The 16,021-nt window shown below is 71.2% G+C and carries 14 protein-coding genes and 1 pseudogene; 12 read left to right on the forward strand and 3 right to left on the reverse strand.

Annotated elements, in window-relative coordinates; genetic code table 11:
* A pseudogene (locus MXD61_RS14710) lies at positions 1 to 472 on the reverse strand (nicotinate phosphoribosyltransferase); the annotation flags it as partial.
* 271 nt (positions 473 to 743) lie between these two features.
* Between MXD61_RS14710 and MXD61_RS14715 the strand changes: the two are divergent.
* From MXD61_RS14715 to MXD61_RS14750, 8 genes are all read left to right on the forward strand, one after another.
* Positions 744 to 938 carry a hypothetical protein gene (locus tag MXD61_RS14715; RefSeq protein ID WP_248813698.1) on the forward strand — a complete coding sequence of 65 codons (195 nt, stop codon included), beginning with the start codon at positions 744 to 746 and terminating at the stop codon, positions 936 to 938.
* 136 nt (positions 939 to 1,074) lie between these two features.
* Positions 1,075 to 2,571, forward strand: a complete 1,497-nt coding sequence (locus tag MXD61_RS14720) for a helix-turn-helix domain-containing protein (protein ID WP_163547287.1) — start codon at positions 1,075 to 1,077, stop codon at positions 2,569 to 2,571.
* Between the two features lie 23 nt (positions 2,572 to 2,594).
* The gene (locus tag MXD61_RS14725; RefSeq protein WP_248813700.1) at positions 2,595 to 3,590 is read left to right on the forward strand and encodes an NAD-dependent epimerase/dehydratase family protein; all 996 of its coding nucleotides are present in this window, start codon (positions 2,595 to 2,597) and stop codon (positions 3,588 to 3,590) included.
* Positions 3,591 to 3,653: 63 nt separating this feature from the next.
* On the forward strand, positions 3,654 to 3,941 hold the full coding sequence (locus tag MXD61_RS14730; RefSeq protein WP_248813753.1) for a hypothetical protein: 288 nt from the start codon (positions 3,654 to 3,656) through the stop codon (positions 3,939 to 3,941).
* Between the two features lie 343 nt (positions 3,942 to 4,284).
* Positions 4,285 to 4,713, forward strand: coding sequence for a transporter (locus MXD61_RS14735; protein WP_248813756.1), 429 nt, complete (start codon positions 4,285 to 4,287; stop codon positions 4,711 to 4,713).
* Between the two features lie 3 nt (positions 4,714 to 4,716).
* Entirely contained in the window at positions 4,717 to 7,065 is a 2,349-nt protein-coding gene (locus tag MXD61_RS14740) for an ABC transporter permease (protein WP_248813702.1), read from the forward strand.
* Positions 7,062 to 7,910 (forward strand): ABC transporter ATP-binding protein, encoded by an 849-nt coding sequence (locus tag MXD61_RS14745; protein ID WP_248813705.1) that lies wholly within the window; start codon positions 7,062 to 7,064, stop codon positions 7,908 to 7,910. The genes MXD61_RS14740 and MXD61_RS14745 overlap by 4 nt, the downstream gene beginning before the upstream one ends.
* On the forward strand, positions 7,907 to 8,611 hold the full coding sequence (locus MXD61_RS14750) for an ABC transporter ATP-binding protein (protein WP_248813708.1): 705 nt from the start codon (positions 7,907 to 7,909) through the stop codon (positions 8,609 to 8,611). Before MXD61_RS14745 ends, MXD61_RS14750 begins: the two co-directional genes overlap by 4 nt.
* Before the next feature lie 332 nt (positions 8,612 to 8,943).
* On the opposite strand, the gene MXD61_RS14755 is transcribed toward MXD61_RS14750, so the two are convergent.
* Complete coding sequence (locus tag MXD61_RS14755) at positions 8,944 to 10,143, reverse strand: ABC transporter substrate-binding protein (RefSeq protein ID WP_248813710.1); 1,200 nt, start codon at positions 10,141 to 10,143, stop codon at positions 8,944 to 8,946.
* 19 nt (positions 10,144 to 10,162) lie between these two features.
* Here MXD61_RS14755 and MXD61_RS14760 point away from each other — a divergent pair, with 19 nt between their 5' ends.
* Positions 10,163 to 10,366: a hypothetical protein gene (locus MXD61_RS14760; protein WP_248813712.1), complete on the forward strand. Its 204-nt coding sequence runs from the start codon at positions 10,163 to 10,165 to the stop codon at positions 10,364 to 10,366.
* Between the two features lie 39 nt (positions 10,367 to 10,405).
* Here the strand turns inward: MXD61_RS14760 and MXD61_RS14765 are convergent, their stop codons facing one another.
* Positions 10,406 to 12,025, reverse strand: coding sequence for a hypothetical protein (locus tag MXD61_RS14765; RefSeq protein WP_248813714.1), 1,620 nt, complete (start codon positions 12,023 to 12,025; stop codon positions 10,406 to 10,408).
* Between the two features lie 202 nt (positions 12,026 to 12,227).
* Between MXD61_RS14765 and MXD61_RS14770 the strand changes: the two genes are divergently transcribed.
* The 3 genes from MXD61_RS14770 (at position 12,228) to MXD61_RS14780 (ending at position 15,954) form a co-directional block, all read left to right on the forward strand.
* Positions 12,228 to 13,556: an acyltransferase gene (locus MXD61_RS14770; protein WP_248813716.1), complete on the forward strand. Its 1,329-nt coding sequence runs from the start codon at positions 12,228 to 12,230 to the stop codon at positions 13,554 to 13,556.
* 1,438 nt (positions 13,557 to 14,994) lie between these two features.
* Positions 14,995 to 15,372: a hypothetical protein gene (locus MXD61_RS14775; RefSeq protein WP_248813717.1), complete on the forward strand. Its 378-nt coding sequence runs from the start codon at positions 14,995 to 14,997 to the stop codon at positions 15,370 to 15,372.
* A gap of 42 nt (positions 15,373 to 15,414) precedes the next feature.
* A complete protein-coding gene (locus tag MXD61_RS14780) occupies positions 15,415 to 15,954 on the forward strand; it encodes a DUF2752 domain-containing protein (protein ID WP_248813718.1) in 540 nt (179 codons plus the stop codon).
* Positions 15,955 to 16,021 lie beyond the last annotated feature (67 nt).

Raw genomic sequence — 16,021 nt, forward strand, 5'->3', positions numbered from 1 at the left:
CGGCGGGGTGGGGGGGCGCCCGCAACCCAATCCCCCGGGGGGGCGGCCGCGCGGGGCCCGCGACCATCCGGGCGGCCGCGGCGGCGATGGCGCTGTCGTGGTTGAGGATCGAGAGCACCAGCGTCTCCAGCAGGACCGCCTCCCCGAAGGTGCCCTCGACGACGAGGACGGGGGTGCCGGCGAAGAACGGCTCGCCCTCGGCGAACGCGTGGATGTCGCCGTGGAAGCGGTAGTCGGCCAGCCACGCCGCCGTGGCCTCGTCGACGACCCCGTCGGCCCGCAGGACGTCGAGTTCGGCCGGTCCGAAGTGGAAGTCGGCCAGGGCCTCGAGCAGCCGTCCGGTGCCGGCGAGCACACCGAAGCGGCGGCCAGGCGGCAACGCGCGAGTGAAGACCTCGAAGACCACATGGCGGTGGGCCGCGCCGGACTGCAGAGCGGCCCGCAGCATGGTCAGCTCGTAGCGATCGGTCATAAGTGCCGTGGACACCCGAACAGGGTAGGGACGATGCCCGTCAGATGCGCGCCGAGCGGTCACCGCGCGGCGCGCGGTGACGGCCGGGCGGGCCGCCGGGGTGGCCGTCGGCCGGTCGCCCACCAGGCAGCCGGCCCCGCGCCCACCGGGTCGACACCACACGGCACACATCGCCCACATCGACAACCAGGCGCATGAGAAGAACGGAGGCAGCGGATGGATTACCGGGGACGGTAAGAGCGCGGCGGGCCACTATGCGATGGTCTTCACTGTGGACCACAGCAATGCGGGCATCTTCCTTGTCGTGGTCGGCGGCGCACTCCTTGCGCTGCTGGTGTTCGGCGCGCGGGCGGGACGTGGGATTGCGGGTGACTTCTGGGGTCGGGTGCGCTTCCTGCGCTGGATACTGGTGGCGATCGTTGTTGTGATCATCTGGGATCTTCACGACGGCCTGTCAAACGGATGAGACCCATCCGGCGGGGTCACGGGACGCCACCAGACCGCCCCGAAGGGGAGTGGTCGATTTATGTCACTGCGCTCGCAGATGCCCGACTCGTTATGCTCACTTCGCGTAACACGTTTGTCGGACGAGAGGACTGCAGGTGACTGGTCACACCTGGCTCTGGACTCCGCCGCGGGCCACTCCGGCCAGCGTCGGTGTCGGCCAGCTCCTGAGGGCCTATCGACAGGCCCACGGGCTGACCCAACAGCAGTTGGCCGATCGACTCGGTTTCGACCAGTCGTACGTCTCCAAGGTCGAGAGCGGTCGGCGGGCGATCCACGACATCTCGACGCTGCGTCACATCGCCCGGAACCTGTCGCTGTCCCCCGAGGACGTGGGTCTGGCCCCCGGGGCGATGAACGACCGGCGCCGCGAGGCCGTCCCCCGCAGCGCCGCCGCCGAGCAGATCGCCGCGAGCCAGCGGGCCTGGCGGCTGACCCGTGACCACCTCAACCACCACCGGATCAGCCTGGCCCGCGCGGCCGTGCGGCTCTATCCGGAGACCGACCGGCTCGGCAGCGGGCTGCTGTCCCGGCCGGGCTGGGTGTGGGACCGGCCGGTCGACATCGACGACGTCCAGCTGCACTGGCGCGACGACGTCGAACCGCCACTGATCAAGGGCGACGAGCCGGAGACCGCCGGCAGCCGTCCGCTGCTCGGCGGCGCGAACGCGCAGACCCGCTACCAGCGCTACACCCGGGCGATGCGGGATCTGGACCGGCCGACCCTGTTCGAGAACCGGCTGAGCTTCCGGCTGGTCGACGTCAGCGGGGACGGCACCGCGCCGACGAGCGCGACCAACCGCCCCACCCTCGGTTTCGGCCACACCACCTACTTCGACGCGGTGGACGTGTGCGAGACGGTGGCCCACGAGGCGGCCGCGGCGATGGCGGGTTCCGGTCTGTCGTGGCCGGCGCTGCCGTTCCGGGCCCGGATCGGCAGCCCGTTCGACTTCGCCCGTCGGGTGGCGCTGCCGTCCATCAACACGCTGACGATCCGCCATGACCGGGGCGGGCAGGCCAGCTTCTTCCTGCATCGGCGCAGCGCCGGCTCGGTGGCCACCGCCGGTGGGGTCTATCACGTGATCCCCGCCGGGGTGTTCCAGCCGTCCGGGATCACCGCCGTGCACCATCAGGCCGACTTCGACCTGTGGCACAACATCATGCGTGAACTCAGCGAGGAGCTGCTCGGCAACCCCGAGCACGACGGCAGCTCGTCCCGCCCGATCACCTACGAGACGGACGAACCGTTCCGCTCGTTCGAGCAGGCCCGGCGGGCCGGGACGATGCGCGTGTCGTACTTCGGCCTCGGCCTCGATGCGTTGACCTTGTTCGGCGAGATACTCACCGTCGTGGTCATCGACGCGGACGCCTTCGACAAGCTCTTCGGTGGAATGGTGCAGAGCAACACGGAGGGATCCGTCGTCACCGCGGGCCCCAACCGGGCGGTGACCGAGGGCATCCCGTTCACCCATGCGGCACTGCGGCGCCTGGTCGACACCGAGCCGATCGCCCCGTCCGCGGCGGCCTGTCTCGAACTCGCCTGGCGCCACCGGGAGACCCTGCTGCCCGGCCTTCGGGTGCGGGCCGGCGCCTGAGCCGGGACGGGCTGATCCGCACCATGCGCGTACTCGTCACCGGCGCGTCCGGCTTCATCGGTGCGGTGGTCACGGACGCCCTGGCCGCCGCGGGCCACACGGTGACGGCGATGGTCCGCGACCCGGCCGCGGCCCCCACCTTCGCGCCGGGGGTCGAGGTCATCGTCGCGGATCTGCTGCAGCCGGCGACCCTGGCCAGGGCCGGCGTCACCCGCGGCTTCGACGGGGTGTGCCATCTGGCCGCGCTGACCCGGGTCCGGGAGTCCCGCACCGCGCCCCTGCGGTACTTCCAGGCCAATCTCACCGGCACCGCCAACCTGCTCACGGCGCTGGAGGCCGGTACCGAGCGGACCGGCGTGGCACCCGCGTTCGTGTTCGGTTCCAGCTGTGCCGTCTACGGCGACATGGACCTCACCGGTGTGCCGGAAAGCCGCCGGCCCGACCCGTCCAACCCCTATGGGGCGTCCAAGCTCGCCGCCGAACGGCTGCTGGGCCACCAGGCCGGCACGGGGCTGCTGGGCGGGGTGATCCTGCGGTCGTTCAACGTGGCCGGGGCGGCACTGGGGCATTTCGACTCCGATGACAGCCGCATCATCCCCGCGGCGGTCGCGGTCGCCAGCGGCCGGCGCGACGTCTTCCGGGTCAACGGGGACGGCCGGGCGCTACGTGAGTACGTGCACGTCGGGGACATGGCCGCCGCCTACCTCACCGCGCTCACGATGGCCGCGCCCGGACGCTGCGCGACCTACAACGTGGGCAGCGGGGTGGGGGTGAGCGTCATCGACGTGCTGGCCGCCGTCGGCCGGGCCAGTGGACGTCCGGTCCGCCGGGTGCACTGCCCACCGGTCGCCGAACCGCAGGCGCTCATCGGGGACAGCCGGCGCATCCGCGCGGAGCTTGGTTGGAACTCACCGTGTTCCAGCATTGAACGGATCGTCGCCGACGCGTGGCACCACGGCCGGGCCGCCGGTAGCACCGGCGTGCCGCCTCGGCAGCGCAACGTGCCGATCATCACCTGATCAACCCGCCCGCCCCACCCTATGATCATGAATGGCTTCCCCGACCCCGAAGGGCTGGCTGTGATGAGGGCGGACCTACCGGCAGGCCCACGGCCCTGCCATGTCTACGACTACGACGGCGAGCACCTCGGTTCCTTCACGAGCTGGTCGGCCGCGCACGAGTGGGCCCATCTGCAGGCGGCGATGGGCGGCGTCCTGGGACCCCTGGAGGTCGAGGACCGGCACGCCGGTGAACATCGTCAGGTCTGGGTGGACCGCTGCGCCGACGTCGGCCAGGCCGCGGCCGCGCAGCTGTGTGACGTTCTCGACTCCGCGACCCACATCCCCGCCCAGACCCGCCGCCCCGGCTGACCGGGCCGGTACCCTCCGGCCTGACCCGACCATCCGACCAGGGCATCAGCGGCCTCCCGGGTCGACTGGGTCGACATCACGGCGGTTGCGCCGCAGACTGTCCGCGAGCGGACATAGCGTCCGGCTCGTCGCGACGGTTGACCTATCCTCTGAAACCGAACGCGACGAAGCTTCCCGTGCCACCGGAGCTCGACGGGTCCGGCCACGGGCCACCCGACGGCATGCCTGTGCAGCTGGGCGCACTAATCTGACGTCTGTCGAGACCCGGCTCCTCAACCGGGACGGGCGCCAGCGGGGGACGTCCGCACGACCGACGACGAAACGCTCCTTGGGGGAGACGAAAGTGGACGAGCAGACCGCTGGGCCCGGCAAGGCGCGGCCTACCACCCGCCTGGTGGTTGATGTGGTCCGTGCGCTGCGGGGATGGGTGGTGGCAGCGGCCGGCGGTGTGCTTCTCCTGGGCTGCTACCTCGGTGTCTCCAAGCAGACGGATGTCGCCATGCAGCTGCCGTACGTGGTCTCGGGCGGCTTCGGCGGCCTGGCCCTGGTGCTCATCGGCAGTGCGCTGCTGGTCGCCGACCGGGTCGAGGCCACCCAGGCCGCGCAGGCTCGCGCCTCCGCCCAGGTGGACGACCTGCACTCGCTGATCATCGCCGCGGCCACCACCGGCCTCGAGGCCGAGGGCGGCACCGCCCAGCCCGGGGCGGAGGCCTACCCGCAGCAGAACGCCTACGCCAGCGCACCCGGCACCGCACCCGCCCGGCACGGCTAACCGGTGACCAGCATCGACCTGGGGCTAGCCGGCATCTCCCTGGGCGCGATCGCCGCGCTGTCCGGCATCGGCCTGCTGGTGACCTACCGCACGAACGGCGTCCTCAACCTCGCCCAGGGCGGGATCGCCACGCTGGTCGCCTATGTCTTTCGGGAGATGGTCGTCGAGTGGGGCCTGCCGATCTGGCTGGCCGCCGTCCTCGCCCTGGGGGTGCTGTCTCCGGGCATCGGCCTGCTGCTGGAACGGCTGGTCTTTCGGCCGCTGGCTCGTCGGCGCGCCTCAGCCGCCGAATCGCTGGTCGCGAGCCTCGGCGTGCTGGTGCTGATCCTCGGCATCACCGCCGGGCTGTGGGGGCTGGGTTCGCGAAGCGACGCACCGAGCATCTTCCCGGCGGATTCGGTGCGGCTGTTCGGTCAGACCCGCATCGGCGTCGACGCCCTCGCCGAACTGGCCATGGTCGTGGTGTTCGCGATCGTGCTCGGCCTGATCAGCGCGCGCACCTCGTTCGGCCGCCAGATCCGCGCCGTCGTCGACGACCGGCAGCTCGCCGAGCTCTCCGGCGTTCCCGCCGACCGGGTGGCCGCCGCGGGCTGGGCCGCCGGCACCACGCTCGCCGGCCTGACCGGTGTGCTGCTGGCACCCCGCTTCCAGCTCAACCCCTACGGCCTCACACTGCTGGTGCTGGAGACCTTCGCGGTCGTCGTCGCGGCCCGGCTCTCGAGCATGCCGGTCGCGGTGCTCACGGCGCTGGGCATCTCGATCCTGCAGAGCGAGCTGCGCCAGTTCACCCTGGACGGCGACGCCGGGCAGATCCTGACCGTCCTGCAGTCGAACCTGTTCATCGTCGCGCTGCTGATCCTGCTGCTGGCCGTGCCGAAACTGCGGGAGCTCGGTGGTGGTGACTCGGGGGCGACCTCGAGCTTCTCCAGCCGGGGCGCGCCGCCGTCCGGGCGGGTCGGTGAGGCGCGGTACCGCCGCGACTACCTCGGCAAGCTCGGTGGTTTCGCGCTGCTGCTCGCCCCCCTGACGTTCGCGCCTTCGGACCTGCGCTCGGCGTTCCAGGTGCCGGCCCTGGCGCTGATCTTCCTGTCGATGGTGATCGTCACCGGGTACAGCGGGCAGATCTCGCTCGGCGTCGCCGGTTTCGCCGGGCTGGGCGCGCTGCTGTCGCTCAAGCTCGCCAACGGCGAGCTGTTCGGCCTGCCGGCGTTGCCGGGTATCTGGGCGATGCTCGTCGGCGCGCTGCTGGTCGCCCCGGTCGGCCTGATCACCGGCTATCCGGCGATCCGCCGCCGCGGGCTGACCCTCGCGCTGACCACGTTCGCGGTCGGCGCGGTGGTCAGCCGGTTCGTCTTCGAGCAGCCGACGTTCGCCAGCGGCCTGTACATCGACCCGCTGACCGTGTTCGGGCACGCCCTGTCGGACAAGGCCTTCTACATCCTCGAACTGCTGAGCCTCGGGCTTGGCCTGCTGGTGGTGCGCAACCTGCACCACGGCCGGCTCGGCCGGGCGCTGCTCGCGGTGCGTGACCACTCCAGCGGTGCGGCCGCGGTCGGCGTCGACGTCCGCAACCTCAAGCTGCTCGCGTTCACCGTCTCCTCGGTGGTCGCGGGGCTGGGCGGGGCACTGCTGGTGCACTCCAGCTACTCGTTCGCCGCCGACGACTTCGCGCCGCTGCAGAGCCTGCTGTGGTTCACCGCGGTGGTGGTGTTCGGCGCCGACAGCGCCATCGGCGCGATCGTCGCCGCCGCGTTCATCGTCACGATCGACGTGCTCGCCCCCGCCGGCAGCTCGACGCTGGCCATCGGCATCCTGGCGCTGGCACTGGGCTGGATGCCGGGGGGTCTGGCCTCCGCGGTGCGCGGTGTGCTGCGGCTGCTCGCCCAGTACCTCGCCGACAGCTTCGTCGACCCCAACCAGCGTGCCCCCCGGCCGGTGCCGGTGCGCATCTCGGCTGTCGGCCATCTGCCGGCGACCGCCGGCATCGTGGGCAACACCGGACTGCCCGGCATCGGGGCGACGCTCGGCGCGGCCCGATCAGGCCATGTCACGCGCTGGCCCCTGTCCGAAGGGGCCCTCGGGCCGCTCGCCGGCGCACCGGCGCCGACCCCGTTCGGCGCCGCCCTGGTGGCCGCCGTGGCGCGGTACGCCGCCCAGGCCGACCAGGCCACCCGCGTCTCCGGGTCGACCAACGGGTCGGGGTCGGGCGGGGCGCTCGTCGGCTCGGCCGCCGCCACGGGCTCCGCACCCGCCGCCGCCGGCACCGTCGCGGGGCCGAGCACGGCGTCGGGTACAGGTACGGGTGGCGGTTCAGGTGCTGGTTCAGATGCTGGGACGGGGGTTCGGCGATGAGCCGTGGTGTTCTGCAGGGTGTGGGCCTGGTTCGCCGCTACGGCGGCCTGACCGCGGTCGATCATGTCGACCTCGTCGCCCCACCCGGAATGATCACGGGCCTGATCGGCCCGAACGGCGCCGGCAAGTCGACCCTGTTCAGCCTGCTCACCGGCGTTGAACAGCCCGACGAGGGCCAGGTGCTGCTGGGCACGACCGACATCTCCCGGATGCGCCCGGACATCCGTTCCCGGCGCGGTCTGGTGCAGACCTTCCAGGTGCCGTCGCTGTTCCCCACCCTCACCGTGGCGGACAACCTGCTCGTCGGGGCCGAGAACCGTCGCCGCGACTACGCCGGCGGCCTGCTGGGCCTGTCCGCGCAGGGCCGCGGCCGGGTCGGCCGGACGCTGGCCGGCCTGCTCGAACGCACCGGGCTCTCCCCGAAGGGCCCGGTGGACCAGGTCGTCGAGGAGGTCCTCGCGTCGCTGGGTCTGTCCGACATCCGGGACACGGTCGCCGGTACGCTGCCGACCGGCGCGTTGCGGCTGGTCGAGTTCGCCCGGGCCCTGTGCGCCCAGCCGGACGTCCTGCTGCTCGACGAGCCGGCCAGCGGCCTGGACAACGCCGAGACCGCGAAACTCGCCCAGCTGCTGCGCCAGACCGCCGCCCGCGGTGTCGGCATCCTCATCGTCGACCATGACGTCGACCTGGTCTTCTCGGTCGTCGACCAGGTGTACGCGATGGTCGGCGGCAAGGTCGTCGCCTCCGGGGACCCGCAGACCGTCCGCGACGACCCGACCGTGCGGTCGGTGTACCTCGCCCAGGCGCCGCTCGCCGCCGCCGGGCAGGCTCAGGAGAAATCATGACCTCGGTCACCGCGGAGCTCGAACTCTCCGGCGCCCGCGCCGGCTACGGCACCATCGAGGTGCTGCACGGCATCGACCTGGCCCTGCCCGCCGGCAAGGTGACCGCGCTGCTGGGCACCAACGGCGCCGGCAAGTCCACCACCCTGCGGGTGCTGGCCGGGCTGATCCCGCTGCGCTCGGGCACCCTGACCTGGCGCGGTGAGGACATCACCCGGATGTCCACCGTCGACCGGGCACGGCGTGGGCTGATGCTGGTGCCGGACGAGCGGGCCGTGTTCGCCACCCTGTCCGTCCGCGACAACCTGCAGATCATCGCCGAGGCCAGCGGCCATCCGGACATCAGCCCCGCGTTGGAGTCGTTCCCCCGGTTGAAGGAGCGGCTCTCCCAGCGGGCCGGTTCGATGTCCGGTGGGGAACGCCGGATGCTGGCCCTCGCCCGGGCCCTGCTCGCCCGCCCGTCGGTGCTCATGGTGGACGAGCTCTCACTCGGCCTGTCCCCCAAGATCGCCGCCGACCTGTTCGGCTGGCTGGCCACCGTCGCCGCCTCCGGCACCACCGTGCTGCTCGCCGACCAGTACACCGAGCAGGCGCTGGCCATGGCCGACCTGGTCTACGTGCTGCACCGCGGCGAACGGTCCTTCCTCGGCGCTCCCGCGGAGTTCGCCACCTACACCGCCACGGCCACCACCGCCTCGGTCTGACCCCCGCACGGCTCACGGCCCGGCTCCCCCCACCGGCTCGCGACCCGACCCGCGGCTCGCGACCCGACCCGACCCGAGTCCGGCCCGGCCATGGACTCACGCTGCGGCCACGGCCGTTGGTGTCCTCGCCATGGCGTCCGTGCCATGGCGTCCGTCGCTCTCGGTCAGCTGAGGTCGACGTTCCATGGCTGGGCCAGGTACGCCACACACGACAGCGGGCCCCGACCGGTTGCCACCGCGCCGAGGCGCGGGGTCCGGTCGGGGCCCGGTGATCAGGCCCGGTGGAGACGAGGCCCGCTGAAGCTCGTGGTGCGGTGGTGCGGTGGAATCGGTCAGCCGGCGGAGTACGGCAGGTACGGGACGTCGAAGCAGTTGGTGTTCATGTCCTTGACCTGGCTGACCCAGCCACCCTTGCCGCCGTTCGCCGAGTCCTGCCAGCGGGTGACGTTCAGGCAGGCACGGGACTGCGTCGACGGCGTCGCGGCATGCGTGAACGAGCGGTTGATCAGCAGGCCGTCACCGTTGTAGGCCTTGCCGCTGTTCATGAAGGCCTCGACGCACTTACGGGTCACATCCGCACCGCAGGAGCGGATGGCATCGGTCAGCCACTGGGCCGACGCGTAACCCTCCATCATCCACAGGTTCTCCTTGGCGACCCGGTCGGGTGCCGCGGCCTGAAGGTCCTTCTGGTACTGGGCGACCTGCGGAATGGAGGTGTCCGAGTAGTTCGCGGACTGGCTCGTCCCGTAGATGACGTTACGGCAGTTCGGTGACGCGTTGTAGATCTGACGGATGTTGTTCGCCATGCCCTGGGCCGTGGCGACCTTGGCCTGCAACGGCATCCGCTGGCTTTCGATCGAGTTGCACAGCTGGGCGTTGCCACCGTCGTCCATCGCGTCGAAGACCACCTGAACGCCGCGGCGCTTGAGGTCGAGCACCGCGGAGTCCCACGCCGGAGCGCCGAGGTTGATCTCCTCCTTGACGACCGTGTAGCCCTCCTTCTCCAGGCCGTTCACGATCGACGTGGCGTACCGCTGCGACTGGGCGACGTTGTAGTACACGACGCCGGCGACCTTCGCCTGCAGCTTCTCCTTGAACCAGCGGTAGATCTCGGTGCCCGCGTACAACGTGCCGTTGTAGCCGGGACGCTGGCCGTCGCGCGGGTAGGAGCTGCCGTAGATCGAGTACAGGTGCGGGTACTGGTCGTAGGAGTTGTCGACGGGCTGGCCGCCGATGTCCGGGACGCCCTTGGAGTTGATGTACTGCGCGCCCCCGTAGCTGAAGGCGGTCACACCTGCCAGCGCGAAGACCTTGTCGTCGTCAACGAGCTTGTGGGCGCACTCGGCGTTCTTGTCGCCCGAGCCCTTGTCGTCGCATTCGATGAGGTTGATCTGGCGACCGTTGACCCCGCCTGCGGCGTTGAGCGCCTTGAAGTAGGCCCGCGCCCCGTACAGCGACGCCGAGAATGTGTCCGGGCCGAAACCGCTGCTCAGACCAGCGATCGACCCGACCTTTATCTCCGTGGGCGTCACTCCCACATCGGATGCGGTGTTGTTTGACGCACTCGTCGGTGCGTTGGAAGCCGTTGTACCGGAGCCGGAGCTGCCGGCCCGGCTGCCGCAGGCGACGAGCGCCAACGACGACAGGGCAACGACGGCGACGAGCGACTTCGCTCGCATGGACATGATCTCCCCTGGTAGATCGGTGACGCGCGACCTGCACAACCGGGTCGACGTCCTCGACACGTCGTCCTGACGGCGGCGCCGATGCCACCGTAGACTACGCACAGTTACATCATCCTGTGTTGCGGACAAACATCCGGCGCCACCAGCTTCGACGCACCGGGGGAACGCTCCCGTTGTCCGCGGGGGCGCCGTGGCCGGACGGAGCGTCCGCGCCGGTACCCACCGGTCCGTCGTCCAGAGCCGCGGGCTCCCCGTACCCGGCGTCGCTGTTCACGGTGCGCTGGCTCCCGATGGCGCTGCTGCTGCGCTCGGCGTCCGACGGTGAGGCGCCGTTCACCCCGCCGCCGGTCGACCTGCTGGTGCTCGGCCCGGCGCTGCTCGACCCGGTGCCGATCGTGCCGACACCGTTCGATCCAACGTTCACCGGCCCGCCGTCCTCCGGTCCGACGTCACTGTCGGTGACCGGATTCGTGGGCGTGACTCTGGTCCGGTCGACGGGCTCGGACACCGTACCGCCGACCTCGGTCGTCCGTGCTGGCGCGGCACCCGACGGTGCCGAACCCGCAGCCGCCATCACGGACGGTGCCACCGACGGGGACGCCGTCGCTTCAGGCAACCTATCGGTGACCTTTGGCGACCTCGGCGTGGAGGCCGGAACGCCGAGCTTCGCCATCGCCTCGTCGAGAGCTGCGAGCGCCTGCCCGATCGCGGCGACCGTGTCCTGCGAGGGACCCGTCCCAGCGTCCTGGGCTGGCAACGCCACGACCTGCCCGGCCTTCGCCACGGCCGATTCGGCGACGGGCGGCTCGGCCACGGCCGATTCGGCGACGGACGGCTCGGCCACCCGAGGCTCGGTTGCGGACGGCTCGGCGACAGGCGCTACGGCTGCTTCCGGCGCGGCTACGACCGGCCTGGCCGCAGCGGCGGCGGCCAGCTCCGCCACGGCCGACTCGACCGCTTCCAGCTCGGCCACGACCGGCGCGGGAACCGCCACCTGGCCATCGACCTCGGTGGCGGCGTCAACGTCGGGGCCGGTGTCAACGTCGGTATCGGCATCGACGGTGTCGAGTTCGGTGGTCTTCGGTTGCTCGGATGCGGCCGCGTCGGTGTCCAGCAGGTCGGACTCGAACGGCTGGGCTGGCTCGGCTGGCTCGAACGCGGGTTCCGGCAGGTCGGCCTCGGACGGCTCGGACAGCTCGGACGCGGGTTGCGGCAGGTCGGGTGCGGCCACTTCGTTCAGGGGTTCAACCGGCACGACCGGCTCAACCGGCAGGATCGGAGCTTGAGGTGCCGCTTCTTCCAGCGCCTCGGCCAGGGCCAGGGCCTCGGAGAGCTCGGGGGCGACGGGGGCGACGTCCAGGTCGGCGGACGTGGGCGCCGCTGGTTCAACGGATGTGGGCGCCGCCGCCTGGGGGGCTGTCGGCCCGTCCGGACCAGTGAGCCCGTCCGGACCAGTGAGCCCGTCCGGACCGATGGGGGCGGACGGGTCCGTCGTCGGGGCCGGGAGCACGGGGGTGGCCGCGGGGGTCACCGGGGCTACGACCAGTCGGTTCACGATCCGGCCGCCGTCGCCCAGGGTGCGGCTGAGCTGGCCGGACTGCACCAGTCGCCGGCAGACCTGGTTCACCGTGCCCCGGTTCGCCCCGATCGCGGCGGCCAGCCGGCCGTCGTCCATTCCCTCGGGGACCTGGGCAAGCTGGTCGAGGATCCGGTCAGCAACAGTAGCCACAAAGCGGACGCTATACGCCATCTGAGGATCGGCGGCAAGCGGGGTCTCCAGCGACGGCAGGGTGTCCGTCCCGGCGCGACGGGCGTCCGCGCGGCGGTCCGCGGACCCACGCCATCGCTGTTCACCTTCAATGACTGGTAGACCACGGAGAGCTATATTTCGCCGGGAGGTGCCGCCTGCCGAATGCCGAGGGGATGCCTGCATGACCACCTGTGATCCGCGGCCCACGCTGGGATCGAGCTTCGACCCGCGACGCAACTCCTTCGGGTTCCTGCGGATCGTCCTCGCGCTGCTGGTCTTCTTTCAGCACGGGTTGATCGCGGGTGGGTTCGCACCGGCTCCGGGCGCGCACTCCCACACCGACCTGGCCGCGATCGCGGTCGACTGCTTCTTCGCGATCAGCGGTTTCCTCATCACCCGAAGCCGGCTGCGCATCAGGTCGTCCTGGCGCTTCCTGTGGCACCGTTTTCTGCGTATTCTTCCGGCATTCTGGGCCTGCCTCGTCGTCACGGCCCTGGTCATAGCTCCACTGGGCTGGCTGTATACGCGTGGAACGCTGCACGGATATTTCACCGCCGACGTCCACGGGCCCTTCTCCTATCTTCGCGCCAACTGCCTGCTTCTGATGCACTTCTACGACATCGCCGGCACCCCCGACAACGTTCCGATCACGGCGCTGCCGAACGGTCCGGTGGCGTGGGACGGGTCGTTGTGGAGCCTTTTCTGGGAGGCGCTGTGCTATCTGGGCGTCGCCGTGCTCGGCGCGACCGGGCTGCTGCGTCGTCGGCCCTGGGTGCTGTGGGCGCTGGCCGGTTCGCTGTGGCTGCTGTGGGTGGTGCGCTGGTTCGATCCCGCGGTGCTGCCGACCGCGCTGAACAACGAGTTCGTGGCCGCGGCCGTCCGGCTCGGGTCGCTGTTTCTGGCGGGTGCGGCGCTGTGCGTGTACGCCGATCGCATCCCGGACCGGGTCTGGCTCGGCCCGCTGGCCGCCGCTCTGGCCCTCGGCGCGCTCGCGCTCCCGGACGGGCATGCCGCGGCCAGCCTGCCGATGGCCTACGCCTGCGTCTGGGCGGCGCTGCGGGCGCCACTGGTGCCGCTGCCGGGAGGACGGACCCTCGCGCCGCACCGGGTCGGCGTCAGCACCGATCTGTCCTACGGCGTCTACATCTACTCCGCGCCGGTGCAGCAGCTGCTGGCCGTCTACGGCCTGTACCGGCTGGGGGTCGCGGCATGGGTGCTCCTCTCGCTCGCGGGCACGCTGCTGGTGGCGCTGGCCAGCTGGCGGTTCGTCGAGGCACCGGCGCTACGGCACAAGAACGACGTCCTTGCCGGACCGGTCGCCGTGCTGGCGGCGGTGCGGCGTGGACGCCCACTCCCGGTGTCCGGCCGGCGCACCGCCCGGGACACCACCGCGGTCATCCCCGTCCAACGCGGCCGGGACGCAGGAGGTGGCGGGATCATCGGCGAACAGCAGCAGGGCGAGCAGAACCCACAGGAAAAGGCCGACCCGGTTGGCGGTCATCATGGGTAGTCCGATCGTCCCGACAACGCTCAGCACGGTGACGGACGTGGCGAAGCGGCGCTGCGCGGGTGGGCGCGCCCGACGCACCCGCCGCCAGGACAGGACCACGACGACCAGCACCAGAGCCAGCAGAGCGACACCGACGAGCCCACCGACGACCACCGCCTCCGCCCAGGCGGAGTCATACGGCACGGCGAGGCCGCTGACGCCGTAACCAAGCCACGGTCGGCTGCCCAGGACGTATCCCCACGCCCGCGCCGACGCGCCCACCGAATGGAAACGATCGGCCGTGTACTGAGCGAAAAGTCCGTTGGAACCGGCGCCCGGAACCAGCATCCGCAGCATCCAGGAGCCGTTCCAGTGGGTCACCCCGGTGTGGGACGCCCCGAACGCCCCCACCATCAGCACACCGCCGAGGGCGAAGACCCGGCGAAGCGGCCGGCCCAGCCGGGCCGCCTGCCACACGGCGACCGGCACCCCGCACAACAGAAAGATCTTCGAGACGCTCAGCACGCCACCGATCAGGATGGGAACCGCCGCCAGCGCCAGCAGCATCGGACGGTCCTCCCGCCCGGGCCGGGCGAGGAGATAGATCACGGCGAACAGCGCCAGGGAGTAGGCGATCCCGGCCTCCACCGGCTGGTTGAAGATTCCGGAGAGCCGACCGTTGTTCAGGGCCAGCAACGCCACGCTCTGCCCGTCCAGCGCGACCCCGCCCCAGAAGGCGCTCAGTACCGGAGTCAGGTCGGTGACCAGACCGAGCATCGCCACACAGGCGTTGAGCACCATGAGTACGACGAACACCCGACAGAACCGGTCGAGTGCCTCCGTCCGGTCATAGCCGCAGCCCAGCCAGCGGCCGACCATGAGCAGCACGGCGACCGGATAGAGATAGTTGTCCATACCGGCCAGCAGCGAACCCGGCGCGAAGTCACCGAGAACCGTCACACCGATCGCGTCGAGGGTGACGAACGCGGCGAAGGACCCCCAGAGAACCACCATCAGCAGGTGTCGTGAGGAGAGCCCCCGATACATTCCACCCGCCGGCAGGAAAAGGAGCATACCGCCGTAGACGACAACCTGTTCCGTACGTATTCCACCCGCCACATAGGGGCCGAAACCGGCCACCACAGCCAGATACATCCAGGCTTTCGCCGTGGTAGTGGAAGTTATGTTCATGGGCTGCGACACCGCCGCATCATGACACACGACAAGAGCGATTCCCCACAATTGGCGGCCGGCGACGACGCACCTCGACAGTCCGTCCGGCCGGTGTTTTCGCCGGCCGGACGGACCGAGCCGGACGCCTCGTCCGCGGTGCGGGCAGCCCGTGGTTGACCGGGCTGACCACGGGAAGGTGGAGCAGCAGAGCGTGCCGGGAAAGGCCCGAACGCACCGACACCGACGCCGGGACCTCGTGCTGGGGTGGCCGGCCAGGGAGGCCGCCATGACACAGCCAGCCGCGCAGTCCGGAGAGTGGAGCGTCCAGGACGACCCGCTCGAGCCCGCGGAGATCCTGGACAGTGACGAGCTCGGTTCGACCGAGGCCGGCCGGGACCCCCTCGACGACACCTGGGACGCACCTGATCGCCCCAGCGACAACCTGCGTTTCCCGGCCACCCCACGGGAGGAACGCCGCGGCGCGTCCCTCGACCGGCTGCTGTCCGCCGAGGTGCCCGACCCCGATCCCTACCTGGAGGCCGAGCGTCGCGACGCCGGCCGGGAGGACGTCGGCGACGGCGAGGAGAACGGCTATTCCGGTGACCGGGACGGACGGGTCCGGCGCACCGGAACCGCCGAGGAGCGTGCTCTGCACCTCGAATGACCGCCGCTCCGGCGCCCCGCCACCCCGGTTACGCTCTCAGCCGTGGCCTCCACGATGGACGACCCGCAGCCACAACCGCCGGCCCGGGCGGGCTGCGCGCCTGACCCGGGGACGGCGCCGGGGGGCCGGGCGACACAGCCCCGGGTCCGGGGGCCGCGGATCTGGGGGCCGCGGATCTGGGGGCCGCGGGCGCGGCTCGCTGGGTTCACGACACTCGGGGTGATCGCGGTCGCCGCCGCCGTGCGGGTGTACCTGGTGGATCCGGCTCATCCGGGGCACTATCCGGTCTGCCCGTTTCGCTGGGCGACGTCGCTGGACTGCCCTGGATGCGGGTCTCTGCGCGCCGCACACCAGCTTCTCCACGGCCATCCCGGCGAGGCGGCGAACTTCAATCTCTTCTTCGTCGTGGTCGCGCCGGTTCTGGGCGCCGGCTGGCTCGTGGCGGTCGCCCGGGCCGCCGGCTGGCGGCGCCCGCCGCCCCGCGTCCCGGCCCGCCTGCTGCCGGTGATCCCGGTGCTGGTGATCGCCTTCTGGGTGCTGCGCAACCTGCCGCTGCCCGGCTGCACCTGGCTTGCGGCCTGACCCTCCGGCTCCACCTGACCGTCCAGGATGCCCTGACCATCCGGAGCGGCCTGGCCATCCGGAGCGC

The sequence above is a fragment of the Frankia sp. AgPm24 genome, assembly GCF_023243055.1.
Lineage (GTDB): Bacteria > Actinomycetota > Actinomycetes > Frankiales > Frankiaceae > Frankia > Frankia umida.